Genomic DNA, 24126 nt, shown 5'->3' with positions numbered 1-24126 from the left:
GGCGCCCCTAGAGCCGTCCCAGCCCCTCCATGACCAGCGACAGATACCGCCGTACGGCCGTGCCGTCCACCTCGCCGGCCGCCTCGGCCGCCGTCACCACCCCGTGCAGCAGCCGCAGCACCTCGACCGGCTCGACGTCCGGCCGCAGTTGCCCCGCCTCCTGCGCGGCCCGCACCAGCCGGGTCGCCGCGCCCCGCACGCAGTCGCCGCACGCGGGTCCGCCGCCGGTGACGGCCGTACCGAGCAGCGCCTTCAGCCCGCGCACCTGGAGCATGCCGACGGCCAGCTCGTCGAGCCACGCCACCAGCGCCGCACCCGGCGGCCGCGCGGCCGCGATCACGTCGGCGCGGGCCGCGATCGCTTCGAGGCGCTCCAGGTAGGCGGCCTCCAGCAGCGCCTGCCGCGTCGGGAAGTGCCGGTACAGCGTGCCGACACCCAGCCCCGCACGCCGGGCGATGTCGTCCAGGGAGGCACCCTCACCGTGCTCGGCGAACGCCTCCGCCGCGACCGCCAGCAACCGCTCACGATTGCGCCGCGCATCCGCCCGCATGGGCCTGACCTGCGCCATCCCGGGCCTTTCTGCACACAGGGGTCCGTCGCCGCACCCTACCGCGCGAGGGCGCTCCCCTTCGAGACCGGCCGGGCGTGACCGCCTCGGTCAGAACAGCGCACTGTAGGCGTTCAGCGCGGGCTGTCCGCCGAGGTGGGCGTAGAGCACGGTGGCCTCGGCGCCGATCTCGCGCCGGGTGACCAGGTCGACCAGTCCGGCCATGGACTTTCCCTCGTAGACCGGGTCGGTGACCATGCCCTCGGTCCGGGCGGCGAGCCGCATCGCCGCGAGGGTGGTGTCGTCGGGAATGCCGTACGTGCCCGCGTGGTACCGCTCGTCGAGTTCGACGTCCGCCTCCGTGAGTGCGCCGCTCACGCCGATGAGCCGCCCCGTGCGGTCGGCGATCCGAGCGATCTGTGCGCGGGTGCGGGCGGGGTCCGCGGACGCGTCGATGCCGATGACCCGCCGGGGCCGCCCGCCCACCTCCTCCAGGGCGCGGAACCCGGCCACCATGCCGGCCTGGGTGGACCCGGTCACCGAGCAGACCACGACGGTGTCGAAGAAGACGCCCAGTTCCCTCTCCTGCTCGGCGACCTCGTAGGCCCAGCCGGCGAAGCCGAGCCCGCCGAGCGGATGGTCGGAGGCGCCGGCGGGGATGGCGTAGGGCTTGCCTCCCGCGTCCTCGACCTCCTTGAGGGCCTGTTCCCAGCTCTCCTTGAAGCCGATCCCGAATCCGGCCCTCACCAGCCGCACGTCGGCCCCGGCGAGTCGGGAGACCAGGATGTTGCCGACCTTGTCGTACACGGCGTCGGGCCAGTCCACCCAGCTCTCCTGCACCAGCACGCAGCGCAGGCCCGCGCGGGCGGCGACGGCCGCGACCTGGCGGGTGTGGTTGGACTGCACGCCGCCGATGGAGACGAGGGTGTCGCAGCCCCGGGCGAGCGCGTCGGCGACCAGGTACTCCAGCTTGCGGGTCTTGTTGCCGCCGTAGGCGATGCCCGAGTTGAGGTCCTCCCGCTTGGCCCAGAGCGAGGCCCCGCCGAGCTGCCCGGTGAGGCGTTCCAGGGGGTGGACGGGCGACGGACCGAGGAGCAGCGGGTAACGCTCGTACGCGGAGAGGGACATGGCTGCTCCCGGTTCAGTCGGTGTCGGCGAGTACTTCGAGCCCGCGCCAGATGTCCGCCGTCACCCGCAGCGCCGTCCCGGTGTCCCGGGCCGCGCAGGCCTCGATGAGCTGTTCGTGCAGCCCGGCCGACCGGCAGGTGCCGGCCTCGCCGAAGCGGCGGCGCTCCAGCCGGCGGATGAGTGGGGTGTAGCGGGCGACGGTGGCGGCTGCGGCCCGGTTCGCGGCGATGCGGACGAGGACGTGGTGCAGGTCGTCGTCGGCGCGCAGCGCGCCGTCGACGTCACCCGCGCGGACGGCTGCTGCGAACCGGGCGTTGGCTTCACGCATGGTGTCGAGGTCGGTCTCCCGGAGCCGGGGTACGGCGACCCGCGTGACCAGTTCGTGCATGGCCCCGACGACCGCGGCGGCGTCGCGCACGTCGGCCGCGACGACCGGGGTGACCCTGGTGTAGCTCTGCGGCTTGCTCTCCAGCAGCCCTTCGTCCACCAGCCGGGAGAACGCCTCGCGCACGGGGGCGCGGGACAGGCCGAGCCGCTCGGCCAGGCCGGCGTCGCGCACGACCGCGCCCGGTTCGATCTCCCCGGCGACGATGGCGTCCCGGATGGCTTCGTAGGCACGGTCCCTCAGCAGGGTCCGGGAGACGGGTCGGATGGACACGACTGAAATGTTGGATGTCAGGAGGGTCGCCCGACAAGAGTCCGGCCCGGCCCCGCGATCAGGTGCGGGGCCGGGCCGGATCTCGGACGGCGGTCGGCTCAGGCCGCCCAGGGCCAGTCGGCGTCCCGGCCGGCCTCGAGCAGCGGAACCAGCCGGAACACGGCGTCGGAGAGCCCGCCGAAGGTGTGCCGGTTCGCCCGCCCGGACGGGCCGTGGCCCGCCCGGTACCCGGCGAGGTTCCAGGTGTAGACCGGCACGTGCGCCGGGATCTGCTCGGTCGGGTCGCCGTGCCGGTTGTACGTGTACTGCTCGTCGGTGACGATCAGCACCCGGTCGTGCCGCTTGTAGTGGCGCCGTACCGCCTCGGTGGTGTCGGTGCCGCCGAGGTTGCGGAACCGGTCCAGGGTCTTCAGCACCGACTCGCCCTCGCGGTACGTCACGCGGTTGCTCGACGAACCGAACTCGACCAGGTCCGCGTCGGCCGCCCGCAGCGCCACCGCCGTGCCGAAGAGCGCCGCCGCGTCGGCCCGGGTCAGCTCGGAGCGGTCCGACAGCCGGGAGTAGAACATCGAGCCCGAGCGGTCCACGAGGATCAGCGTCCGGCCGCCCAGCGCGGGCACGTTGGCCAGCGAGTGGCCGAGCGCCTGCTCCAGCGGGTACGACCAGCGCAGCGACGGCGCGTGCTGGTACGCGGCGAGGTAGCGGAAGGGAAACTGCCGCGAGCGCGCCACCTCGGCCGGGTCGCCGATCCGCGCCGCGACCCGGGCGGCGACGTCGTCCGAGACACCGGCCTCGTCGAAGTTCCGCAGGTTGCGGAGCAATGCCATCGTTCCCATGGACGGGATCACCGCCTCCCAGGCCTCCTTGTCCATCGGACCCTGGAGCCAGCCGGCCAGCATCTCCCAGGTGATGCCCGCCGCGGCGAGCCGCTCGGCGCCGTCGGGCGCCGTGACCACCGCTCGCCGCTGGTCGACGGGCAGCGCCATCAGTTCGCGGTGCGCGGTCAGGACGCGGTTCGAGGCGGGCGGCACCGCGGTGTCCGGGTTGTGCCGGCGGTCGAGGGCGTACTGGAACAGCTCGCCCTGCCAGGGCTTGTCCGGGGCGGGTGCCGCGTGCACCAGGTTGAGGATGTCGCCAAAGCGGTAACCCTTGGACGCGGTGTCGTACTTCAGCAGCGACTTGCCGTGGTAGAGCCGCCGTACGGCATCGGCGATCCCGCGCTTGACCGGCTTGGGCACGGCGCGGCCGTAGGTCGCGGTCCAGTAGGCGAGCAGCTCGCCGGGCTCGTCGGGCCGCTGCAGGACGGAGGCGATGACCTGCCGGTTGGACGGTCCGTCGGTGACGCCGACGTCGAGGCGGGCCTTGACGTACTCGGCGGCGCCGACGATCGAGGCGGTGCGCAGGTTGCCCTCGCCGCGCAGCCAGCCGAGCAGGCCGGCTGTCCAGGACGGGTCGGTGGCGGCGAGTTCGCGCACGAGCATGGCGAAGCGGTCGTCGCGGGCGGCGCCGGACTCGTAGAAGGTCTGCTGGGAAACGAAGTTGGCGACCGACAGCAGAAAGAGCTCGGAGCGCGCGTCGCGCTCGGTGCCCCGGCCGCCCTCACAGGTGCGCAGCACGCGGCCCGTCGAGGTCACGCGCGAGGTGGGCTGCGCCTTCGCTGCCTTGGTGTTGAATCGCGCCATGGTGAATTCCCCCGAATTCTCGAAAGCTCGAACGTTCCGGAGGGAGACACGGCAGCAGAAGGGTGCCCGAGGTCGGAATCGGCGACGGAACTGTGCGGATGCTCTGCCGAATTGAGCTACACCGACCCGAAGTCGATGACGGGATTCGAACCCGCAACCGTCCGATCAAAGGAAGTAGCCGCTGCCTGCGCACCGGGCACCCTTCGACTGCTGGGCCTCCCGAGATCAAGTGGGCAGCGGCATGGGATTCTTTTTGCAGAAGAAGTAGCCGCGGCCCGCGCACCGGGAGGTGCGTGAAGTTGTAGGTGTCCAGAGTTCAGGTCGGCGGAACCGACAAGGCGCTCTAACCCCTGAGCTACACCGGCGCGTTGTGCCGGTGACGGGACTCGAACCCGTGGCCGCCCCATTAAGAGTGGAAGTAGGTCCTGCCTTCGCACCTGGACGTTCATCACTCTAAAAGGGCGGCCGTCGTTCGGGCGACCGAATTAATTACCGGCGCTTCTGTCGCTTCCACGGCCCCGTGATCGCCAGCATGATGCCCGGTGTCTGGATGTTGGCGTAGAGGGTGCGGCCGTCGGGCGAGAAGGTGACGCCGGTGAACTCGCTGTATTCGGGGTCGTCCTCGGTGCCCAGGTTCAGTTCGTTGCGGGCGATGGGGTAGGTGCGGCCGCTGTCGGTGGCGCCGAACAGGTGCTGGACGCCGTCGCCGTCCTCGGCGATGACCAGGCCGCCGTACGGGGAGACGGTGATGTTGTCGGGGCCGTCGAAGGCGCCGTCGGCGGACGGGTCGGCGTTGACGCCGAGCAGGACCTTCAGGGTCAGGGTGCGGCGCTTGGGGTCGTAGAACCAGACCTGGCCGTCGTGCGGGCGGCCGGGGCTCTCGTCACGGGCGAAGGAGGAGACGATGTAGGCGCCGCCGTCGGCCCACCACATGCCCTCCAGCTTGCGCGCCCGGGTGACCTCGCCGGCGGCGAACTGCTTGCGTACGGAGGTGGTCTTCGCGTCGCGGTCGGGGACGTCGACCCAGTCGACGCCGTAGACGGTGCCGGTCTTCGTGGCACGGGAGAGGTCGTCGACGAACTTGCCGCCGGAGTCGAAGCACTTGAATGCCTGGAGGACCCCGGCGTCGTCGGCGAGGGTGCGCAGCCGGCCGCGGCCGTGCCGGAAGTGCTCCGGCGGGGTCCAGCGGTAGAGCAGGCCGTTGGGGCCGGAGGCGTCCTCGGTGAGGTAGGCGTGGCCGCGCTTGGGGTCGATGACGACGGCCTCGTGGGCGTAGCGGCCGAGCGCCTTGATCGGCTGGGGGTCGCGGTTGGCGCGGCGGTCCTCGGGGTCGACCTCGAAGACGTAGCCGTGGTCCTTGGTCATCCCCTCCTCGCCGGCCCTGTCCTCGGTCTCCTCGCAGGTCAGCCAGGTGCCCCACGGGGTGCTGCCGCCCGCGCAGTTGGTGGCGGTGCCGGCGATGCCGACCCACTCGGCGACGTGGCCGCCGCGGCGGACCTCGACGACGGTGCAGCCGCCGGCGGCGGCCGGGTCGTAGACGAGGCCCTCGGTGAGCGGGACGGGGTGCGGCCAGTCGTCGCGGTGACCGCCGAGTTCGTGGTTGTTGACGAGGAGGGTGGTGCCGCGCGGGCCGTCGAAGGCGGCGGTGCCGTCGTGGTTGGACGGGGTGTACTCGCCGGACTCCAGCCTGGTCCGGCCGCAGTGGGTGATGACCTCGTACCGGAAGCCGGCGGGCAGGGCGAGGATGCCGTCCGGGTCGGGGATCAGGGGACCGTAGCCGACCCCGCCGTGGCCGTGGCCGTGGTGGTGGTCGTGTCCGCGACCGTGCTCCTCCCCCACGCTGTCGGTGTCCGTGGACGCGAGGGCGTTCGGGGCGGTGGCGAGGGCGCCGACGCTGCCCGCCAGCACGACCCCGGCGCCGGTGAGCGCGGATCGGCCGGCAAAGTCCCTGCGGGTGAGCGACATGGTGTCTCCTGTGACGGTGGGGCGGGCCGTGGAGGGTGGCGGACCTCGGTCCGGCGTCACGGTTGCGCCCGCGCCTGAACGGGAGCCCCGGCGGTGCCTGAACGGAAGTTGAACTGGCGGAGACCTCTCCCCCGCCCCGGGCCGCCGCCTGCCGCGTCCTGTACGCCGCTCGGTCCCGCTCGGCGCTCGGCCGCCGCACCGCTCCGCTCGGCCGCCGCACCGCTCCGCTCGCAGCTCGGCCGCCGCCCCGCCCCCGTACGCCACCCCGGGTCGCTCAGCCGCCCTGCTGGGAGCGGGCCTTGAAGGCCGCCTTGCGGGCCTCCTTGGCGATCTTCTTGTCGGGGTGCAGCCGTCCCATCGCCTCGAGGACGTCCGGCGTGGCGGGGTGTTCGACCCGCCAGGCCGTCTCGAAGAAGCCGCTGTGCTGCTGGGCGAGGCCCTCCACCAGGGCACGCAGTTCCTCGGAGTTGCCCTCGGCGGCGAGCTGTGCGGCGACGGTGTCGATGGTCAGCCAGAAGACCATCTCCTGCGGCGGGGCGGGCACGTCCCGCGCCCCGTGCTCGGTGAGCCAGACGCGGGCCAGACCGCCCAGTTCGGCGTCGTCGAGGACCTCCCGCAGCGCGGGTTCGGCCTCGGCGCCGACGAGGGAGAGCGCCTGCTGGCAGCGGAGCCGGCGCAGGGGCGCGCCGGGGTCCAAGCCGCGGGCGGCCGCGAGCAGTTCGCGGGCGGCGTCGAGCGGACCGCGTCCGGCCAGCCACAGCTCGGTCTCGGCGTGGGCGGCGGCCGGCGGGAAGGGGGCGGTGCCGTCGAGCAGCGCGTCGGCGCCCTTGTCGGCGAGGTCGCCGACCGCCGGGGCGTCGAAGCCGGCGTCCAGGAGCCGGGCGCGCAGTCCGTACAGGCCGAGCGGGGTGAGCCGCACCATGCCGTAGCGGGTGACGTCGGCCTCGTCGACGGGGGCGGCGGGCTCCTCGTCGCCGTCGGCCATGAGCGCCTCGTCGACCGGCTGGTACTCGACGAGGCCGACCGGTTCGAGGAGCCGGAACTGGTCGTCCAGGCGCATCATCGCGTCCGACACCTGCTCCAGGACCTCGTTGCTGGGCTCGCCCATGTCGCTGGGCACGATCACGGAGGCGGCCAGGGCGGGCAGCGGCACCGGGGCGTCGCCGGGGCCGTCCTCGCCGACGGTGAGCAGGTAGAGGTTGCCGAGCACACCGTCGAGGAACTCGGACTCGGCGTCGGGGTCCCAGTCGAGGGAGGACAGGTCGACCTCGCCGCCCTCGGCCATCGCGTCGACCAGGTCGTCGAGGTCGGGCACGCCCGCGTCGGCGAGGACCGCTTCCAGGGCGGTGAGCCACACCCCGAGCACGTCCTGGGGGGAGCCGGTGAGCAGGGCGAGGTCCTCGCCCGCGGTCACGGTGCCCGCCTCCTCGTCGGTGATCTCGACCAGCCCGGTGTCCACGGCGATCCGCCAGGCCTCGCTCGCGTACGCGGCGGCGTCGTCCCCGCTCAGTCCGAGCTGCTCGGCCGCCGCGGGCAGCTGTTCCTCGACGAGTCCGCCCCCGGCGTCGACGCGGGTGTCGGGACCGGCCCAGCGGGCCAGCCGCGCGGCCCGGGCGAGCACCGGCGCGGACAGCGCGTCGCGGGCCAGCTCCGCTTCCGGGCGCAGCCGTGCGGGCGGCAGGGTGGAGCTGTCTGACATCGGAAGTTTCTCCTCGCGCGCCTCGTGACCGCCGTACGGCCGCGTTGGGACCGCGTACGGCTCAACGGCCCAGCCTAGACGGGTTTCGTCCCATGCCGCCCGGTTCATCTCCCCGTCGAGTGGTGTACATGGCCGAAACCTTGACAACTGGCCGGACCAGGCTGGAGATTGACGCGCGTAGAGTCCCCGCGCCACGTCACGTCCCCGGAGGGATCCGTTGGCCAGCAAGTCCTCCGCGCGCCTCGCCGCGCTCACCGTCGCCGCCGTCTGCTCGGCTGCGTCCACCGTCGTCCTCACCGTGCCCGCGCACGCCGGTTCGGCAGCGGCCGATCCCGTGCGCGTCCACGACATCCAGGGCAGCACCAGGCTGTCGCCGTACGCCGGCAAGCAGGTCACGGACGTGGCCGGAATCGTCACCGGCGTCCGTGGCTACGGCTCCTCCAAGGGCTTCTGGATCCAGGACCCGCGCCCGGACGCCGACCCGGCCACCAGCGAGGGCGTCTTCGTCTTCACCGGCAAGGCCCCCGAGGTCGCCGTCGGTGACGCGGTCACCGTCTCCGGCACGGTCTCGGAGTACGTGCCCGGCGGCACGTCCTCGGGGAACCAGTCGCTGACCGAGATCACCCGCCCGACGGTCACCGTCGTCTCGAGCGGCAACGCGCTCCCGGCCGCGACGACCGTCTCCGCCCGCTCCGTGCCCCGGGCGTACACCCCCGAGGGCGACCCGAGCGCGGACGGGTCGGTCAACGCCCTGCCGCTGAGGCCCGCGCGGTACGCCCTGGACTACTACGAGTCCCTGGAGGGCATGAACGTCCGGGTGTCCGACGCCCGCGTCGTCGGCGCCTCGGATCCTTACACCGAGCTGTGGGTCACGGTGAAGCCCTGGGAGAACGCCAACCGCCGCGGCGGCACGGTCTACGGCTCCTACGACGACCAGAACTCCGGCCGACTGCAGATCCAGTCGCTGGGCAAGCCGGCCGACTTCCCCGACGCGAACGTGGGCGACAGGCTGGCCGGCGCCACCGCCGGTCCGCTGGACTACAACCAGTACGGCGGCTACACCCTGGTCGCGAGCGAGATCGGCACCCTGGAGAGCGGCGGTACGGAGCGCGAGTCGACGCGCCGGCAGAGCGCGCGCGAGCTGGCGGTGGCGACGTACAACGTGGAGAACCTGGACCCGTCGGACGACACCTTCACCGCGCACGCCGAAACGATCGTGCACCGTCTGAAGTCGCCCGACATCGTGTCCTTGGAGGAGATCCAGGACAACAACGGCGCCACGGACGACGGCACCGTCGCGGCCGACGAGACGGTCGGCAAGCTGATCGACGCCATCGTCGCGGCCGGCGGCCCGCGCTACGACTGGCGGGGCATCGACCCCGTCGACAAGACGGACGGCGGCCAGCCCGGCGGCAACATCCGCCAGGCGTTCCTGTTCAACCCGGAGCGGGTCTCGTTCACCGACCGTGCGGGCGGCGACGCCACCACGGCGACCGGGGTGCGCAAGGTGCGCGGCAAGGCGGCGCTGACCCTCTCCCCCGGGCGGGTCGACCCGGCGGACCCGGCCTGGGAGGACAGCCGCAAGCCACTGGCGGGCGAGTTCGTCTTCCGCGGCCGGACGGTGTTCGTCATCGCCAACCACTTCAACTCCAAGGGCGGCGACCAGGGGCTGACGGCGCAGTACCAGCCGCCGTCGCGCCGCTCGGAGACCCAGCGCCACGCCCAGGCGAAGGTGGTGAACACCTTCGTCAAGGAGGTCCTGGCCGCCCAGAAGAACGCGGACGTCGTCGCCCTCGGCGACATCAACGACTTCGAGTTCTCCGAGACCGCGCGCCTGCTGGAGGACGGCGGCGCCCTGTGGTCGGCGGTGAAGTCGCTGCCGCCGAGCGAGCGTTACTCGTACGTCTACCAGGGCAACAGCCAGGTGCTCGACCAGATCCTGGTCAGTGAGTCGGTCCGCCGCGGCCACCTGTCCTACGACAGCGTCCACGTCAACGCCGAGTTCCACGACCAGATCAGCGACCACGACCCGCAGGTGCTGCGGTTCCGTCCGTAACCGGTGCACCCCGGGGGGCGGGTTCAGCGGGGCACGAGGCCCAGCACGTGGTCGTAGCGGCCGACCGTGCTGCTCTTCAGGCCCGGCCAGTTCTGGACCCGCTCCCACGCGGACCTCGCCGAGCCGACACCGTCGCCGGGTGCGGCGAGGGCGTCGATGTGGGCCTGGGCGCTCTCCCACTCGGCGTAGTTGCGGACACGGGTGCCGTCGGTACTGAGGTGGAAGTGGGCGGAGATGCCTCCGGGGTGCGGGTTCGGCTCGCTCGCCAGGGCTTCGCACACGGCGTCCACCCAGGCGCGTTGCCGTTCGGGGTCCGGTCCCTCGAACTCGACGTCGACGATGACGACGCACCCCGGGACGGGCGCAACGCCGTCCTCGCGGGTGAGGCTGCGGTGACGCCGGTACCGGCCGAGCCCCAGTCGCTCGATGCCCGGCACGGCGGTGTCGATCTCGTCGACGCGCTCCTGCCGGTGGGTCCTCACGAAGGTTTCGTAGGCCCCCTCACTCGCCCACTGGGAGTGGTGGAGCAGGGTGCTGCCGTCATGACCGGTGTAGACGTGGTAGCCGCGCAGGTCGTCGGCGGGCCAGGGCCGGCTCTCCCAGGTGCGGGCGATGGCCTCGACGGTCTGCCGCTGCCGTTCGGGGGTGCCGACCCTCCAGGTACTGAAGAAGGGCGCCAGGGCGTCGGGGCGGGTGAGCTGGGGGTGGGCGTCGGTGCGGCGGGTCATGCCGGCCTCCGGTGGTCGGTGGTCGTCGGGCGCACCGCGAGGGTGGTGCGCGCACGGTCGGTGCACCCACCACCCTCGGACCTCGACCAAGGTTGAGGTCAAGCCCCTCCCGGCAGAGTGGTCTCAGCAGGACCCGTGGTGACGGCGCCGCACGAGGCCCGCCGCGACCACCGCCACGCCCGCCGCCGCCCCGGCGACCAGCACCGCGCGCGGATGCCCGAGCCCCGCGCGCACCGCGCCCCGCGCCCGACCCGGCGGCGCGTGCCGCTCGGCGGCGTCCTGGGCCCGCCCTGCCTTGTGCTGCGCCGTGTGGGCGGCCCGGCCCGCCTTGTCCTGTACGGCGTGTCCGGCGTGTGCGGCGGAGCTGCGCAGTTGCACGGTCATGGCGCCGGCCCTGTCCTTCAGGTCGGCGGCCCGGGCCTTGGCACGGCCCTTCACGTCGGCCTTGCCCGCGAGTTCCTCCACGGTGTCGCCGAGTTCGCCGCGGGTCTGTTCGATCTGCTGCCGCAGCTCGTCGGGGCCCTTGGCCCCGCCGACCGGCTGCGCGGTGGAGCCGCTCCTCGTACCGTCCCGGCTCGTCGCGTCGGTCATCGATGCGCCCTTTCCCTGATCTGGTCGACGTCGGCCCTGACGCTGCCGAGGGTCTCCTCGGGCTTGGGGGGTACGGCCCGGCGGAGTTGGGCGCGACCGGTCACGGCCAGAACGCCGGCGATCACGAACAGCGCCCCCGTCACGATGAGCGCCGCGGCCCAGACGGGCAGTACCAGCGAGAGCGCGGCGACGGCCGTGCCGGCCAGGGCGAACAGGCCCACGTAGGCGATGGCACCCGCGGCACCGAGCAGTCCACCGCCGACCTTGGCGCGCTTGCCCTTTTCGGCCAGTTCCATCTTGGCGAGGGCCACTTCCTGGCGCACGAGGCGCGAGAGCTGTTCGGTGGCCTGCCCGACGAGTTCGCCCACGGAGTGCTGCTCGTCGCGCACCGGCCTGGTGTGCATGGTTCCGGTCACGGGTTCCCGCCTCCTCTCGGTTCGGAGTACCCCGGGTACCCCGGCCCGGGCGGCACTACCCGCACCCGTCCCCACCCACCGTCCGCAAAGCATTCCTTACGTATACCTCGTAGGATAATTAAGTGGAGCTACACCGCCGGGCCGCCGACACTACTCCCATGACGACAGACGCCCGCCGCCCCGCCCCCTTCGGCCGCACCCTGTGCGCCATGGTCACGCCCTTCACCGAGTCCGGAGCGCTCGATCTCGACGGTGCCCGGCGCCTCGCCGGGCACCTGGTCTCGCAGGGCTGCGACGGCCTGGTGCTGTCCGGCACCACCGGCGAGTCGCCGACCACGACGGACGCCGAGAAGGCGGCGCTGGTGACGGCGGTCCGGAAGGCGGTCGGCGACCGCGCGGCACTCGTCGCCGGGGTCGGCACCGCGGACACCCGGCACACCGTGGAACTGGCACTGGCCGCCGAGAAGGCCGGCGCGGACGGACTGCTGGTCGTCGCGCCGTACTACAGCAGGCCCCCGCAGGACGCCCTGGAGGCGCACTTCCGCGAGGTCGCCGACGCGAGCGGCCTGCCCGTGATGCTGTACGACATCCCGGGCCGCACCGGCACCCGCATCGAACCCGACACCGTCGCCCGCCTGGCCGGGCACCCCCGGATCGTCGCCGTCAAGGACTGCGCGTACGACGTCCTCGGCACCCAGAAGGTGCTCTCCCGCACGGATCTGGCGTACTACGCGGGCTGCGACGAACAGGTGCTCGCCCTCTACGCGATCGGCGCGACGGGATGCGTCAGCACCGTCGCGAACGTCGTGCCGGGCCTGTTCCGGTCCGTCCTCGACTCGTTCGACGCGGGCGACACCGGGCGGGCCGCCCTGCTGCAGCGACGGGCGGTCCCGCTCATCGAGTCGATGATGGCGGCCGGCCTGCCCGGCACGGTCACCGCGAAGGCCCTGCTCGGCGCGCTGGGTCTGCCGGCGGGGCCGGTCCGCGCACCGCTGCGACCCGCGGACCCGGGGACCACGGCGGGTCTGCTGGCGGCCTACGAGGAACTGGCGGCCGGCACCGCTCAGTTCCCAAGGAACGCCGCTGGTGGGGCGACCACTGCGAACTGTGTCCCGACGACCTCCTGACCGAGCTGAACGGAGCCGCCGACCAGGCCCGCGTCAGCGCGCTGCTGAAGAGGTACCGGGCCCTGAAGCGGTGAGCGCCGTGGGCCGGTCCCCGCGGCCGCGGCTCCCACGAACGCCCGAGCGCCCTCCCCGCGACATGCGGAAAGGGCGCTCGGCGAACCGGCGTCGGCTCAGTTGTGGCTGTGCAGGACGTCGTTCAGGCCGCCCCACACGGCGTTGTTCGGGCGGGCCTCCACCGTGCCCGTGACCGAGTTGCGGCGGAAGAGGATGTGGGAGGCGCCGGAGAGTTCGCGGGCCTTGACGATCTGGCCGTCGGGCATGGTGACGCGGGTGCCCGCGGTGACGTAGAGGCCGGCCTCGACCACGCACTCGTCGCCCAGCGCGATGCCGACGCCCGCCTCGGCTCCGACCAGGCAGCGCTCGCCGATGGTGATGCGGACGTTGCCGCCGCCGGAGAGGGTGCCCATGGTGGAGGCACCGCCGCCGATGTCGGAGCCGTCGCCGACGACGACGCCCGCGGAGATGCGGCCCTCGACCATCGAGGTGCCCAGCGTGCCGGCGTTGAAGTTGACGAAGCCCTCGTGCATGACCGTGGTGCCCGCGGAGAGGTGGGCGCCGAGGCGGACGCGGTCGGCGTCGGCGATGCGGACGCCCTTGGGGACGACGTAGTCCGTCATGCGGGGGAACTTGTCGATCGAGGTGACCTGGAGGTGCAGGCCCTCGGCGCGGGCGTTGAGGCGGACCTTCTCGATGTCGTCCACGGCGACCGGACCCAGCGAGGTCCATGCGACGTTGGCGAGGAAGGCGAACTGGCCCTCCAGGCTGAGGCCGTGCGGCTTGACCAGACGGTGGGAGAGCAGGTGCAGGCGCAGGTAGACGTCGTGCGTGTCGAGCGGCTTCTCGTCCAGCGAGGAGATGACCGTGCGGACCGCGACCACCTCGACACCGCGGCGGGTGTCCGGACCGACCGCGGCGGTGGCGCCGCCGCCGAGGAGTTCGGCGGCCCGTTCGGCGCTCAGGCGCTCGGTGCCGGAGGGACCGGGCTCGTCGGTCAGCTCGGGGGCCGGGAACCAGGTGTCGAGGACGGTGCCGTCGGCGGCGATCGTGGCGAGGCCGGCGGCCACGGCGCCGGTGGTGCGGGGAGCAGTCGTGTCGGTCATGAGGGCAACCTAACCGGCTGCCGCCGGTGGAAGCGAGCCGGGACCCCGGCCGTCTCGGGTGCCGGGCGCGGGAACCAGCCGGGCCAGCACCTCGCGCGCGTACTCCTCGTCGTACGGCGTGTCCGTCAGCAGGACCTGGAGGCAGATGCCGTCGAGGACGGCGACCAGGGCGCGGGCCGTCACCGGGTCCGTGCGGGCGGCGAGGAGAGCGCCCACGCCCTCGGCCCACTCGGCGGCGACGGGGCGCAGGGCGGGGCGGCGCAGGGCGGCGAGGTACAGCTCGTACTCCAGCTCCACGCCGGTGCGGTCGCCGCCCAGCCAGTCGCCGAGGACGCGGGCCAGTTCGGCGGGCAGGTCGGTCTCGGGGTCTGACAGTTCGGGGTGGGCGGCGACGACCTTGGCGAAGCCCTCGTTGGCCTGGCGCAGGGCGGCGACCATGAGGTCGTCCAGGGTCGCGAAGTGGTAGGTCGTGGAGCCGAGCGGCACGTCCGCCTCGGCGGCGACGGTGCGGTGGCTGAGGCCGGCGATGCCCTTCTGCCCGACGACCCTGATCGCCGCGTCGATGATGCGCCGGCGACGCTCCGGATCGTGGCGGCGGGCCATCAGTGGGCCCCGCCCAGATTGAGGACGACGACACCCACGATGATCAGCGCGATGCCGGCGGCCTTGGTGAGCGTCATCCCCTCGCCCATGAAGGCCACGCCGATGGTGGCGATCGCGGCCGTGCCCACTCCGGCCCAGATGGCGTACGCCGTGCCGACGGCGAGGATCTTCAGGGTCTGGGCGAGGAGGGCGAAGGAGAGGACGTACGCGAGGGCCGTCAGCAGGGACGGCACCAGCCTGCTGAAGCCCTCGCTGTACTTCATGGCGGTGGTGCCGGCGACCTCGGCGGCGATGGCTCCGGCCAGGAGCAGATAACCCATGTGTACGAGCGTACATAACGACGGACGCGGGCGGGTGCGTACACGGGAAACGGCGGCACCCGAAGGTGCCGCCGTTCTCCGAAACAGTGCTGCCGGTGTGGCTCAGACGTTGAACCCCAGCGCCCGCAGCTGCTCGCGGCCGTCGTCCGTGATCTTGTCCGGGCCCCACGGCGGCATCCAGACCCAGTTGATGCGCAGCTCGTTGACCAGGCCGTCCGTGGCGGACTTGGCCTGGTCCTCGATCACGTCGGTCAGCGGACAGGCCGCCGACGTCAGGGTCATGTCGATGGTCGCGATGTTCGCGTCGTCGATGTGGACGCCATAGATCAGGCCCAGGTTGACGACGTCGATACCCAGCTCGGGGTCCACGACGTCCAGCAGGGCCTCACGGACCTCCTCCTCGGAGGCCGGCTTCATTTCCACGGTCTCGCTCATGCCGTCGTCTCCTTCTCGGCGTCGGCGCCTTCCAGCGCCTGGGCCGTCGCGTCCTTCCAGGCCATCCAGCTCAGCAGGGCGCACTTGACCCGGGCCGGGTACTTCGAGACCCCGGCGAACGCGACCGCGTCCTCCAGGACCTCCTCCATCGCGTCGTCGGGCTCGATCCTGCCCTTGGACTGCATCAGCTCCAGGAAGGTCTCCTGGATCCGCTGCGCCTGGGCCAGGTCCTTGCCGACCAGCAGGTCGTTCAGCACGGAGGCGCTGGCCTGGCTGATGGAGCAGCCCTGGCCCTCGTAGCTGACGTCGCTGATCGTCGTGCCGTCGTACTTCACACGCAGCGTGATCTCGTCCCCGCAGGTGGGGTTGACGTGGTGGACCTCGGCGTCGCCATCCCGCAAGCCCCGCCCGTGCGGGTTCTTGTAGTGGTCCAGGATGACTTCCTGGTACATGGAGTCCAGCTTCATGCTCTTCGCTCGTCCCGTCAGCCGAAGAAGTTCCGTACGTGCTCCAGGCCGTCGACCAGTGCGTCGATCTCGGCCGGCGTGGAGTACAGATAGAACGACGCTCGCGTGGTCGCAGGAATTCCGTAGCGCAGGCACACGGGGCGGGCGCAGTGGTGGCCGACCCGGACCGCGATGCCCTGTTCGTCGAGGACCTGGCCCACGTCGTGGGGGTGGATGTCCCCCAGCGTGAAGGAGATCGCCGCGCCGCGCTCCTCGGCCGTGGTGGGGCCGATGATGCGCAGGTCCGGGACCTCCAGCAGGCGCTTGACCGCGTACTCGGTCAGCGCGTGCTCGTGGGCGAGGATCCGGTCCATGCCGATCGAGTTCAGGTAGTCGATCGCCGCGCCCAGGCCGACCGCACCGGCGATCGGGGGCGTGCCCGCCTCGAACTTGTGCGGGGCCGGGGCGTACGTGGAGGAGTGCATCGAGACGGTCTCGATCATCTCGCCGCCGCCGAGGAACGGCGGGAGGTCCTCCAGCAGTTCCTGGCGGCCCCACAGGACGCCGATGCCTGTCGGGCCGCACATCTTGTGGCCGGTGAAGGCCACGAAGTCGGCCTGGAGGGCCTGCACGTCCAGTGGCATGTGCGGTGCGGCCTGGGAGGCGTCGACGCACACGAGGGCGCCGACCTCCTGGGCGCGGCGCACGATCGCCTCGACCGGGTTCAGGGTGCCCAGGATGTTGGAGACCAGCACGAAGGAGACGATCTTCGTCTTCTCGGTGATGACCTCGTCGATGTTGGACAGGTCCAGGCGGCCGTCGTCCGTGAGGCCGAACCAGCGGAGCTTCGCGCCGGTGCGCTGCGCCAGCAGCTGCCACGGCACGATGTTGGAGTGGTGCTCCATCTCCGTGATGACGATCTCGGTCTCGTGGTCCACGCGGTAGGGCTCGTCGGCCCAGCCCAGCATGTTGGCGACCAGGTTGAGGGACTCCGAGGCGTTCTTGGTGAAGATCACCTCGTCGCGCGAGGGCGCGTTGACGAACTCCGCGACCTTGTCACGCGCGCCCTCGTACAGCGCCGTGGCCTCCTCGGCGAGGACGTGCACGCCGCGGTGGACGTTGGCGTTGTAGCGCTCGTAGTACTCGCTGAGCGCGTCCAGCACCTGTCGCGGCTTCTGGCTGGTCGCCGCGTTGTCCAGGTACACGAGCTTGTGCCCGTCGTGGACCTGGCGGTCCAGGATGGGGAAGTCCTTGCGGATCGCCTCGGTGTCGAGGAGGCCCGGCAGCTGTGTCACTCGGATGCGCCGCCCTTCGTGTATGCCTCGTAGCCCTCGGCCTCCAGCTTGTCCGCCAGCTCGGCGCCGCCGGACTCGGCGATGCGGCCGCCTGCGAAGACGTGGACGTGATCGGGCTTGACGTAGCGCAGGATGCGCGTGTAGTGCGTGATCAGCAGGGTGCCGACCTCACCGGTCTCGCGGACGCGGTTGACGCCCTCGGAGACGACGCGCAGGGCGTCGACGTCCAGGCCGGAGTCGGTCTCGTCGAGGATGGCGACCTTCGGCTTGAGCAGCTCGAGCTGGAGGATCTCGTGGCGCTTCTTCTCACCGCCGGAGAAGCCCTCGTTGACGTTGCGCTCGGCGAAGGCGGGGTCCATGTTGAGGCGCTCCATGGCCTCCTTGACCTCCTTGACCCAGTGCCGCAGCTTGGGGGCCTCGCCGCGGACGGCGGTGGCGGAGGTGCGCAGGAAGTTGGAGACGGAGACGCCGGGGACCTCGACCGGGTACTGCATGGCGAGGAAGAGGCCGGCGCGGGCGCGCTCGTCGACGGACATCTCCAGGACGTCCTCGCCGTCGAGGGTGACGGAGCCGCCGGTGATCGTGTACTTGGGGTGACCCGCGAGGGAGTAGGCGAGGGTCGACTTGCCGGAGCCGTTGGGGCCCATGATGGCGTGCGTCTCGCCCTGCTTCACGGTGAGGTCGACGCCCTTGAGGATCTCCTTCGTGGCGTTGTCGGCCTCGACGGTGACGTGCAGGTCTCGGATTTCAAGCGTTGCCATGGGTGCCTCAGGACTCCTGGGTGAGGGAGACGAGCACGTCGTCCCCTTCGATCTTTACGGGGTATACGGGGACGGGGCGCGTCGCCGGAAGACTGTCGGGCTTGCCGGAGCGGAGGTCGAAGCGCGAGCCGTGCAGCCAGCACTCGATGTGGCAGTCGTCGACCTCGCCCTCGGCCAGCGAGACGTTCGCGTGCGAGCAGATGTCGTGGATCGCGAAGAGCTCGCCCTCGGTCCGCACGACGGAGATCGGCGTGCCGTCGAGCTCCACCCGCTTGGGGGTGTCCTCCTCCAGCTCGTCCGCTCCACAGACGCGTACGAAGGTCATGCGACCGACGCCTCCAGCTCCTGAGCGATCTTGCCGAGCAGGCGCTCCTCGATGTCCGCGACACCGATCTGCTGGACCAGCTCGGCGAAGAAGCCGTGGACCACCAGGCGGCGGGCGTCCAGCTCGGGGATGCCGCGCGCCATCAGGTAGAAGAGCTGCTCGTCGTCGAAGCGGCCGGTGGCGGAGGCGTGACCGGCGCCGACGATCTCGCCGGTCTCGATCTCCAGGTTCGGCACGGAGTCGACCCGCGCGCCGTCGGTGAGGACGAGGTTGCGGTTCATCTCGTAGGTGTCGGTGCCCTCGGCCGCGGCCTCGATGAGCACGTCGCCGATCCAGACCGCGTGCGCGTCGTCGCCCTGCAGCGCGCCCTTGTAGACGACGTTGGACTTGCAGTGCGGGACGTTGTGGTCGACCAGGAGGCGGTGCTCCTGGTGCTGGCCGGCGTCGGTGAAGTACAGACCGAACAGCTCGGCCTCGCCGCCGGGCGCGGCGTAGGCCACGCGCGGGTGGAGGCGGACCAGGTCGCCGCCGAAGGTGACGACGAAGGACTTGAAGGTCGCGTCGCGTCCGACCAGCGCGTTGTGCTGACCGACGTGGACGGCCTTGTCGTCCCAGTCCTGGACGGAGACGACGGTCAGCTTGGCGCCGTCGCCCAGGACGTAGTCGACGTTGGCGGCGAGCACCGCGTCGCCGGTGTGGTCGATGACGACGACGGCCTCGGCGAAGGCGCCCAGCTCGATCACCTGGTGGCCGAAGCGGGTACCGCCCTCGCCGTGCACGGTGACGCGGATCGGCTCGGTGAGGACCGTCTCCTTGGGGACGGTGATCACGCCGGCCTTCTCGAACGCCGAGTAGGCCTGGGCGGCGACCCGGTCCACGGGGGTGCCGGCCCTGCCGATGCGCGCGTCGTCGCGGCCGACGGTCTCCACGACGACGCCCTCGGGGGCGTCGACGTCGACCTTCACGCCGTCACCGGTGGCGACGGCGGTGCCGTCGTGCAGCCCGCGCAGCCGCTCCAGCGGGGTGAACCGCCACTCCTCCTCGCGGCCGTGGGGGACCGGGAAGTCCGCCACGTCGAAGGACGCGGGTGCGCTCATGCGCGTGGCGACGGTCGACTCGGCGGCCACCGCGATCTGGCCCGCGGTGGTGGACCCCACGGGGATGTTCTGAGCCTCAGCCATGGCTGTCGGTCTGCTCTCTTCCTACGTTCCTGGATCTGGTGACTGCGGTGGGAGGCGGGGTCAGCCGACCGCGCCCTCCATCTGCAGCTCGATCAGCCGGTTGAGCTCGAGGGCGTACTCCATGGGCAGCTCCTTGGCGATCGGCTCGACGAAGCCTCGCACGATCATCGCCATCGCCTCGAACTCGCTCAGACCGCGGCTCATCAGGTAGAAGAGCTGGTCCTCGGAGACCTTGGAGACGGTCGCCTCGTGGCCCATGGACACGTCGTCCTCGCGGACGTCCACGTAGGGGTACGTGTCGGAGCGGGAGATGGTGTCGACGAGCAGCGCGTCGCACAGCACGTTCGACTTGGAGCCGTGGGCGCCCTCGCCGATCTCGACGAGACCGCGGTAGGAGGTGCGGCCGCCGCCGCGCGCCACGGACTTCGAGACGATGTTGGAGGAGGTGTTCGGCGCCATGTGGACCATCTTGGAGCCGGCGTCCTGGTGCTGGCCCTCGCCCGCGAAGGCGATGGACAGGGTCTCGCCCTTGGCGTGCTCGCCCATCAGGTAGACGGCCGGGTACTTCATCGTCACCTTGGAGCCGATGTTGCCGTCGATCCACTCCATGGTCGCGCCCTCGTACGCCACGGCGCGCTTGGTGACCAGGTTGTAGACGTTGTTCGACCAGTTCTGGATGGTCGTGTAGCGGCAGCGGGCGTTCTTCTTGACGATGATCTCGACGACCGCGGAGTGCAGCGAGTCGGACTGGTAGATCGGCGCGGTGCAGCCCTCGACGTAGTGCACGTAGGCGCCCTCGTCGACGATGATCAGCGTCCGCTCGAACTGGCCCATGTTCTCCGTGTTGATGCGGAAGTAGGCCTGGAGCGGAATCTCGACGTGCACGCCCTTCGGCACGTAGATGAAGGAGCCGCCGGACCACACGGCGCTGTTCAGCGAGGCGAACTTGTTGTCACCGACGGGGATGACGGTGCCGAAGTACTCCTTGAAGAGCTCCGGGTGCTCCTTCAGGGCCGTGTCGGTGTCGAGGAAGATGACGCCCTGCTCCTCCAGGTCCTCGCGGATCTGGTGGTAGACGACCTCGGACTCGTACTGCGCGGCGACACCGGCGACGAGGCGCTGCTTCTCCGCCTCGGGGATGCCGAGCTTGTCGTACGTGTTCTTGATGTCCTCGGGCAGGTCCTCCCAGGACGCCGCCTGCTTCTCCGTGGAGCGCACGAAGTACTTGATGTTGTCGAAGTCGATCCCCGACAGGTCCGAGCCCCAGTTCGGCATGGGCTTCTTCTCGAAGAGGCGCAGGCCCTTGAGGCGGAGCTTGGTCATCCACTCCGGCTCGTTCTTCTTCGCGGAGATGTCCCGGACGACGTCCTCGTCGATGCCGCGCTTGGCAGAGGCGCCGGCCGTGTCGGAGTCGGCCCAGCCGTATTCGTACTTGCCCAGGCCCTCGAGCTCAGGGTGAGCAGTCTCCGTGGGGAGAGTCATGCGGGGTTCCTCCCGGCCGTGCTTGCAGATGCGTGAGCGGTGTTCTCGGACGCGCGCGCCGGGCGTGGCGCGTGCGAAGTCTTCGGAATGAACGTGGTGCAGACCCCGTCGCCGTGCGCGATGGTCGCGAGCCGCTGTACATGTGTACCGAGCAGCTCGGCGAAAAATTCCGTCTCCGCCTCGCACAGCTGCGGGAACTGCTCCGCGACGTGAGCGACCGGGCAGTGGTGCTGGCACAGCTGCTCGCCCTGCTGGGGGTGGGGCGCGCTCCGCGCGGTAGCAGCGTACCCGTCCTTGGTCAGGGCCCTGGCCAGGGCTTCCGCGCGCTTCTCGGCGGGGACGGACTCCACGGCCTTGCGGTACACGCCCGACTGGGCGGCGATCCGGGCGCGGGCGAAGGCGGCGATCGCCTGCTCTCCGCCCTGCTGCTCGGCGATCCAGCGCAGGGCGTCGGCGGCCAGCTTGTCGTACGACTGGTCGAAGGCGTCCCGGCCGCAGTCGGTGAGCGCGAAGACCTTGGCGGGCCGTCCGCGCGTGCGCGCGCCGTAGACCCGCTGCTCGCGGGCCTCGACCACGTCGTCGGCGACCAGGGCGTCGAGGTGGCGCCGGACGGCGGCCTGGGTCAGGCCCAGGCGTCCGGCGAGCTCGGCGACGGTCGAGGGCCCGTGGTCCAGGATGGAGCGCGCGACACGGTTGCGGGTGGACCGCTCACCGGTCGCGAGTTCCTCCTGCGGAGCCTCACCGACGTTTTTCACAACGCCATTGTTGCGTAATTCCTCGGGACCGGGCAAGCCGCGTCCGGATCATGCGACGGTGCCCTGCGTCACTTAGGCATACCTAAGGTGACCTGCGGAAACGATCTCTGATCGATCGTCCACGGGCCCATTCACTGGCGTCCGCACCCGCCTTCCGGAACACTTCCCCGCATGCCCACACCCCCTCCGACCGGCCCACTCGTCACCCGCGGCACGCTCGCCGCCGGGCTGCGCGAACTGGGGGTGCGCACCGGCGACACGCTCCTCGTGCACTCCTCCCTCAGCTCCCTCGGCTGGGTCTGCGGCGGCCCCGTCGCGGTCGTCCAGGCGCTCCTGGACGTCCTCGGTCCGGGCGGCACCCTGGCAGTGCCGGCCCAGACCGCCGACCTCTCGGACCCGGCCCTGTGGACCAGCCCGCCGGTGCCCGAGGAGTGGTGGGAGACCGTGCGGGCGGCCACGCCCCCGTACGACCCGCTGATCACGCCCTCGCGCGGCGTCGGCGTGGTCCCGGAGACGGTGCGCACCTGGCCCGGCGCCCGGCGCAGCGCTCATCCGCAGACCTCCTTCGCGGCCCTCGGTGCCCGCGCCGAGGAGGTGGTCGCGGGGCACGCGACCGACTGCCGGCTGGGTGACCGCAGCCCCCTGGCCACGCTGGAACGGCTGGGCGCCCGGGTCCTGCTGATCGGTGCGGGCTACGACGCGTGCACGGCCTTCCACCTCGCCGAGTACCGGATCCCCGCCCCGCTGGTGGAGGTGGGGCGCCCGGGGCCGGTGGGCTGGGAGCGGGTGACCGAGGTGTCGATCACGTCGGACCGCTTCGACGAACTGGGCCACGACTTCGAACGGGACCGCCCCGTCGTGCGCGGCCGGGTCGGCGCGGCCGACGCACGCCTGTTCCCGCTGGCCGACGCGGTCGCCTACGCCGAGCGGTGGCTGCCCGTGCACCGCCCCCGCGAGTGAGCCCCGTCGCCGGTGTGAGGAGGTTGTCCACACCCCCGCGCCCGGGCGGTCGTCCGTCTCCCTAAACTCGTGACCCATGCGAAGTGAGCCCGTGGTCCAGGTCCAGGCCCTGGTGAAGCGGTACGGCACGAAGACCGCGGTGAACGGCCTCGACCTGGTGGCCCGCACGGGCGTCACCGCCGTGCTCGGTCCCAACGGGGCGGGCAAGACGACCACCGTCGAGACCTGTGAGGGGTACCGCAGACCGGACTCCGGCACGGTGCGCGTCCTCGGCCTGGACCCGGTGCGACAGGGCGCCGGGCTGCGCCCGCGGATCGGTGTGATGCTCCAGTCCGGCGGCGTCTACTCCGGCGCCCGCGCGGACGAGATGCTGCGCCACGTGGCGAAGCTGCACGCCCACCCGCTGGACGTCGACGCGCTGATCGAACGGCTCGGTCTCGGCTCGTGCGGCCGCACCACGTACCGCAGGCTCTCGGGCGGGCAGCAGCAGCGGCTCGCCCTCGCGATGGCCGTGGTCGGCCGCCCGGAGCTGGTGTTCCTCGACGAGCCGACCGCCGGACTCGACCCGCAGGCCCGCCGCGCCACCTGGGACCTGGTCCGGGACCTGCGTGCCGACGGCGTCTCGGTGATCCTCACCACGCACCACATGGACGAGGCCGAGCAGCTGGCCGACGACGTCGCCATCGTCGACGCCGGCCGGGTCGTCGCCCAGGGTTCCCCCGAGGAGCTGTGCCGCGGCGGCGCCGAGAACACCCTGCGGTTCACCGGCCGGCCCGGACTGGACGTCGCGTCCCTGCTCAAGGCGCTGCCCCCGGACTCCGCTGCCGCCGAGCCGACGCCGGGTTCCTACCGGGTGAACGGCAAGGTCGACCCGCAGCTGCTGGCGACGGTGACGTCCTGGTGCGCGCAGCACGGCGTGATGCCCGACCGCATCTCGGTGGAGCGGCACACACTGGAGGACGTCTTTCTGGAGCTGACCGGCAAGGAGCTGCGCGGGTGACCACGACGACAGGGACCCCTGGGGACACGGGCACGCCCGGCAGCACGGGGACGTACGCCCCCCGGCCCGGCGCCGCACCGCTCGGGCGGATGATCGCGGCGCAGGCCGTGCTCGAGACGAAGATGCTGCTGCGCAACGGCGAGCAGCTGCTGCTGACGGTGATCATCCCGACGCTGCTGCTCGTCCTGTTCAGCTCCGTGGACATCATCGACACCGGGGCCGGGGAGGCGGTCGACTTCCTCGCCCCCGGCATCCTCGCGCTCGCGGTGATGTCGACGGCGTTCACGGGCCAGGCCATCGCCACCGGCTTCGAGCGCCGCTACGGGGTGCTGAAGCGGCTGGCCGCCTCCCCGCTGCCGCGCTGGGCCCTGATGACCGCGAAGACGGCGTCCGTCCTGGTCACCGAGGTGCTCCAGATCGTGCTGCTGACGGTGATCGCCTTCGCGCTGGGCTGGTCGCCGCAGGGCAACCCTGGGGCCGTGCTGCTGCTCCTGGTCCTCGGCACCGCCGCCTTCTCCGGGCTCGGTCTGCTGATGGCGGGCACGCTGAAGGCGGAGGCCACGCTGGCCGCCGCGAACCTGGTCTTCCTGCTGCTCCTGGTGGGCGGCGGGGTGATCGTGCCGCCGGACAAGTTCCCGGACGCGGCACAGGACGTGCTGGGGCTGCTGCCCATCTCCGCACTGTCGGACGGACTGCGGGAGGTGCTCCAGCACGGGGCCTCGATGCCCTGGGGCGACCTGGGGATCCTCGCCGTGTGGGCGGTCGCGGGGCTTGCGGCCGCGGGGAAGTTCTTCCGCTGGGAGTAG

At 71.8% G+C, this 24126-nt stretch carries 25 protein-coding genes; 5 read left to right on the top strand and 20 right to left on the bottom strand.

What is annotated here, in order from left to right; translation table 11 throughout:
• Positions 1 to 7 precede the first annotated feature (7 nt).
• The 6 genes from AB0P07_RS16780 to AB0P07_RS16755 all read right to left on the bottom strand — a co-directional run bounded on the left by AB0P07_RS16780 (position 8) and on the right by AB0P07_RS16755 (position 7679).
• On the bottom strand, positions 8 to 568 hold the full coding sequence (locus AB0P07_RS16780; protein ID WP_365551001.1) for a helix-turn-helix domain-containing protein: 561 nt from the start codon (positions 566 to 568) through the stop codon (positions 8 to 10).
• 90 nt (positions 569 to 658) lie between these two features.
• A complete protein-coding gene (locus AB0P07_RS16775) occupies positions 659 to 1675 on the bottom strand; it encodes a 1-aminocyclopropane-1-carboxylate deaminase (RefSeq protein WP_365550998.1) in 1017 nt (338 codons plus the stop codon).
• Positions 1676 to 1688: 13 nt separating this feature from the next.
• Positions 1689 to 2333, bottom strand: a complete 645-nt coding sequence (locus tag AB0P07_RS16770) for a GntR family transcriptional regulator (protein ID WP_365550995.1) — start codon at positions 2331 to 2333, stop codon at positions 1689 to 1691.
• A gap of 98 nt (positions 2334 to 2431) precedes the next feature.
• On the bottom strand, positions 2432 to 4015 hold the full coding sequence (locus AB0P07_RS16765; protein ID WP_365550992.1) for a TROVE domain-containing protein: 1584 nt from the start codon (positions 4013 to 4015) through the stop codon (positions 2432 to 2434).
• Positions 4016 to 4504: 489 nt separating this feature from the next.
• Positions 4505 to 5980 (bottom strand): PhoX family protein, encoded by a 1476-nt coding sequence (locus AB0P07_RS16760; RefSeq protein ID WP_365550989.1) that lies wholly within the window; start codon positions 5978 to 5980, stop codon positions 4505 to 4507.
• A 274-nt stretch (positions 5981 to 6254) separates the two neighbouring features.
• Complete coding sequence (locus AB0P07_RS16755; protein WP_365550986.1) at positions 6255 to 7679, bottom strand: hypothetical protein; 1425 nt, start codon at positions 7677 to 7679, stop codon at positions 6255 to 6257.
• Between the two features lie 217 nt (positions 7680 to 7896).
• On the opposite strand from AB0P07_RS16755, the gene AB0P07_RS16750 reads away from it, so the two are divergent.
• Positions 7897 to 9735: an endonuclease/exonuclease/phosphatase family protein gene (locus tag AB0P07_RS16750; RefSeq protein ID WP_365550983.1), complete on the top strand. Its 1839-nt coding sequence runs from the start codon at positions 7897 to 7899 to the stop codon at positions 9733 to 9735.
• A gap of 23 nt (positions 9736 to 9758) precedes the next feature.
• Here AB0P07_RS16750 and AB0P07_RS16745 read toward each other — a convergent pair whose 3' ends face one another.
• The 3 genes from AB0P07_RS16745 to AB0P07_RS16735 form a co-directional block, all read right to left on the bottom strand.
• The gene (locus AB0P07_RS16745) at positions 9759 to 10463 is read right to left on the bottom strand and encodes an antibiotic biosynthesis monooxygenase (protein ID WP_365550980.1); all 705 of its coding nucleotides are present in this window, start codon (positions 10461 to 10463) and stop codon (positions 9759 to 9761) included.
• A gap of 123 nt (positions 10464 to 10586) precedes the next feature.
• Positions 10587 to 11054, bottom strand: coding sequence for a DUF3618 domain-containing protein (locus AB0P07_RS16740; protein ID WP_365550978.1), 468 nt, complete (start codon positions 11052 to 11054; stop codon positions 10587 to 10589).
• Complete coding sequence (locus AB0P07_RS16735; protein ID WP_365550975.1) at positions 11051 to 11470, bottom strand: phage holin family protein; 420 nt, start codon at positions 11468 to 11470, stop codon at positions 11051 to 11053. The genes AB0P07_RS16740 and AB0P07_RS16735 overlap by 4 nt, the downstream gene beginning before the upstream one ends.
• A gap of 158 nt (positions 11471 to 11628) precedes the next feature.
• On the opposite strand from AB0P07_RS16735, the gene dapA reads away from it, so the two are divergent.
• Entirely contained in the window at positions 11629 to 12597 is a 969-nt protein-coding gene (gene dapA / locus AB0P07_RS16730; RefSeq protein WP_365550972.1) for a 4-hydroxy-tetrahydrodipicolinate synthase, read from the top strand.
• Between the two features lie 170 nt (positions 12598 to 12767).
• Here the strand turns inward: dapA and dapD are convergent, their stop codons facing one another.
• From dapD to AB0P07_RS16675, 11 genes are all read right to left on the bottom strand, one after another.
• On the bottom strand, positions 12768 to 13757 hold the full coding sequence (gene dapD, locus AB0P07_RS16725) for a 2,3,4,5-tetrahydropyridine-2,6-dicarboxylate N-succinyltransferase (RefSeq protein ID WP_365550969.1): 990 nt from the start codon (positions 13755 to 13757) through the stop codon (positions 12768 to 12770).
• Between the two features lie 9 nt (positions 13758 to 13766).
• On the bottom strand, positions 13767 to 14360 hold the full coding sequence (locus AB0P07_RS16720) for a TetR family transcriptional regulator (RefSeq protein ID WP_365550966.1): 594 nt from the start codon (positions 14358 to 14360) through the stop codon (positions 13767 to 13769).
• On the bottom strand, positions 14360 to 14680 hold the full coding sequence (locus AB0P07_RS16715; protein WP_030403777.1) for a multidrug efflux SMR transporter: 321 nt from the start codon (positions 14678 to 14680) through the stop codon (positions 14360 to 14362). Before AB0P07_RS16715 ends, AB0P07_RS16720 begins: the two co-directional genes overlap by 1 nt.
• A 102-nt stretch (positions 14681 to 14782) precedes the next feature.
• On the bottom strand, positions 14783 to 15115 hold the full coding sequence (locus AB0P07_RS16710) for a metal-sulfur cluster assembly factor (RefSeq protein WP_007448279.1): 333 nt from the start codon (positions 15113 to 15115) through the stop codon (positions 14783 to 14785).
• Positions 15112 to 15582, bottom strand: a complete 471-nt coding sequence (sufU, locus tag AB0P07_RS16705) for a Fe-S cluster assembly sulfur transfer protein SufU (protein ID WP_061445399.1) — start codon at positions 15580 to 15582, stop codon at positions 15112 to 15114. Before sufU ends, AB0P07_RS16710 begins: the two co-directional genes overlap by 4 nt.
• Positions 15583 to 15599: 17 nt before the next feature.
• Positions 15600 to 16856 carry a cysteine desulfurase gene (locus AB0P07_RS16700; RefSeq protein WP_365550961.1) on the bottom strand — a complete coding sequence of 419 codons (1257 nt, stop codon included), beginning with the start codon at positions 16854 to 16856 and terminating at the stop codon, positions 15600 to 15602.
• Positions 16853 to 17617, bottom strand: coding sequence for a Fe-S cluster assembly ATPase SufC (gene sufC / locus AB0P07_RS16695; protein WP_365550958.1), 765 nt, complete (start codon positions 17615 to 17617; stop codon positions 16853 to 16855). The genes AB0P07_RS16700 and sufC overlap by 4 nt, the downstream gene beginning before the upstream one ends.
• Before the next feature lie 7 nt (positions 17618 to 17624).
• A complete protein-coding gene (locus tag AB0P07_RS16690; protein ID WP_003976896.1) occupies positions 17625 to 17942 on the bottom strand; it encodes a non-heme iron oxygenase ferredoxin subunit in 318 nt (105 codons plus the stop codon).
• Positions 17939 to 19123 (bottom strand): Fe-S cluster assembly protein SufD, encoded by a 1185-nt coding sequence (gene sufD, locus AB0P07_RS16685; RefSeq protein WP_365550955.1) that lies wholly within the window; start codon positions 19121 to 19123, stop codon positions 17939 to 17941. The genes AB0P07_RS16690 and sufD overlap by 4 nt, the downstream gene beginning before the upstream one ends.
• A 60-nt stretch (positions 19124 to 19183) precedes the next feature.
• Positions 19184 to 20605 carry a Fe-S cluster assembly protein SufB gene (gene sufB, locus AB0P07_RS16680; RefSeq protein WP_216721287.1) on the bottom strand — a complete coding sequence of 474 codons (1422 nt, stop codon included), beginning with the start codon at positions 20603 to 20605 and terminating at the stop codon, positions 19184 to 19186.
• Positions 20602 to 21360 (bottom strand): ArsR family transcriptional regulator, encoded by a 759-nt coding sequence (locus tag AB0P07_RS16675; RefSeq protein WP_365550952.1) that lies wholly within the window; start codon positions 21358 to 21360, stop codon positions 20602 to 20604. The genes sufB and AB0P07_RS16675 overlap by 4 nt, the downstream gene beginning before the upstream one ends.
• Positions 21361 to 21531: 171 nt before the next feature.
• On the opposite strand from AB0P07_RS16675, the gene AB0P07_RS16670 reads away from it, so the two are divergent.
• The 3 genes from AB0P07_RS16670 to AB0P07_RS16660 all read left to right on the top strand — a co-directional run bounded on the left by AB0P07_RS16670 (position 21532) and on the right by AB0P07_RS16660 (position 24126).
• Positions 21532 to 22320 carry an AAC(3) family N-acetyltransferase gene (locus tag AB0P07_RS16670; protein WP_365550949.1) on the top strand — a complete coding sequence of 263 codons (789 nt, stop codon included), beginning with the start codon at positions 21532 to 21534 and terminating at the stop codon, positions 22318 to 22320.
• Positions 22321 to 22396: 76 nt separating this feature from the next.
• The gene (locus tag AB0P07_RS16665) at positions 22397 to 23320 is read left to right on the top strand and encodes an ABC transporter ATP-binding protein (protein ID WP_365550946.1); all 924 of its coding nucleotides are present in this window, start codon (positions 22397 to 22399) and stop codon (positions 23318 to 23320) included.
• On the top strand, positions 23317 to 24126 hold the full coding sequence (locus AB0P07_RS16660; RefSeq protein WP_365550943.1) for an ABC transporter permease: 810 nt from the start codon (positions 23317 to 23319) through the stop codon (positions 24124 to 24126). The genes AB0P07_RS16665 and AB0P07_RS16660 overlap by 4 nt, the downstream gene beginning before the upstream one ends.

Source organism: Streptomyces sp. NPDC085944 (genome assembly GCF_040686295.1).
Taxonomy (GTDB): domain Bacteria; phylum Actinomycetota; class Actinomycetes; order Streptomycetales; family Streptomycetaceae; genus Streptomyces; species Streptomyces salinarius.
Note: the sequence above shows the minus strand (reverse complement) of the source record. Positions and strands in the feature narration are given on the sequence as shown.

Bases quoted from the DNA above. Each gene is read 5' to 3' on its own strand.
- AB0P07_RS16765 (WP_365550992.1), bottom strand. From the start codon at position 4,015: ATGGCGCGATTCAACACCAAGGCAGCGAAGGCGCAGCCCACCTCGCGC.
- AB0P07_RS16775 (WP_365550998.1), bottom strand. From the start codon at position 1,675: ATGTCCCTCTCCGCGTACGAGCGTTACCCGCTGCTCCTCGGTCCGTCG.
- sufU (WP_061445399.1), bottom strand. From the start codon at position 15,582: ATGAAGCTGGACTCCATGTACCAGGAAGTCATCCTGGACCACTACAAG.
- AB0P07_RS16715 (WP_030403777.1), bottom strand. From the start codon at position 14,680: ATGGGTTATCTGCTCCTGGCCGGAGCCATCGCCGCCGAGGTCGCCGGC.
- AB0P07_RS16720 (WP_365550966.1), bottom strand. From the start codon at position 14,360: ATGGCCCGCCGCCACGATCCGGAGCGTCGCCGGCGCATCATCGACGCG.
- sufC (WP_365550958.1), bottom strand. From the start codon at position 17,617: ATGGCAACGCTTGAAATCCGAGACCTGCACGTCACCGTCGAGGCCGAC.
- AB0P07_RS16745 (WP_365550980.1), bottom strand. From the start codon at position 10,463: ATGACCCGCCGCACCGACGCCCACCCCCAGCTCACCCGCCCCGACGCC.
- sufB (WP_216721287.1), bottom strand. From the start codon at position 20,605: ATGACTCTCCCCACGGAGACTGCTCACCCTGAGCTCGAGGGCCTGGGC.
- AB0P07_RS16780 (WP_365551001.1), bottom strand. From the start codon at position 568: ATGGCGCAGGTCAGGCCCATGCGGGCGGATGCGCGGCGCAATCGTGAG.
- sufD (WP_365550955.1), bottom strand. From the start codon at position 19,123: ATGGCTGAGGCTCAGAACATCCCCGTGGGGTCCACCACCGCGGGCCAG.
- AB0P07_RS16755 (WP_365550986.1), bottom strand. From the start codon at position 7,679: ATGTCAGACAGCTCCACCCTGCCGCCCGCACGGCTGCGCCCGGAAGCG.
- AB0P07_RS16690 (WP_003976896.1), bottom strand. From the start codon at position 17,942: ATGACCTTCGTACGCGTCTGTGGAGCGGACGAGCTGGAGGAGGACACC.
- AB0P07_RS16740 (WP_365550978.1), bottom strand. From the start codon at position 11,054: ATGACCGACGCGACGAGCCGGGACGGTACGAGGAGCGGCTCCACCGCG.
- AB0P07_RS16760 (WP_365550989.1), bottom strand. From the start codon at position 5,980: ATGTCGCTCACCCGCAGGGACTTTGCCGGCCGATCCGCGCTCACCGGC.
- AB0P07_RS16710 (WP_007448279.1), bottom strand. From the start codon at position 15,115: ATGAGCGAGACCGTGGAAATGAAGCCGGCCTCCGAGGAGGAGGTCCGT.
- AB0P07_RS16665 (WP_365550946.1), top strand. From the start codon at position 22,397: ATGCGAAGTGAGCCCGTGGTCCAGGTCCAGGCCCTGGTGAAGCGGTAC.
- AB0P07_RS16670 (WP_365550949.1), top strand. From the start codon at position 21,532: ATGCCCACACCCCCTCCGACCGGCCCACTCGTCACCCGCGGCACGCTC.
- dapA (WP_365550972.1), top strand. From the start codon at position 11,629: ATGACGACAGACGCCCGCCGCCCCGCCCCCTTCGGCCGCACCCTGTGC.
- dapD (WP_365550969.1), bottom strand. From the start codon at position 13,757: ATGACCGACACGACTGCTCCCCGCACCACCGGCGCCGTGGCCGCCGGC.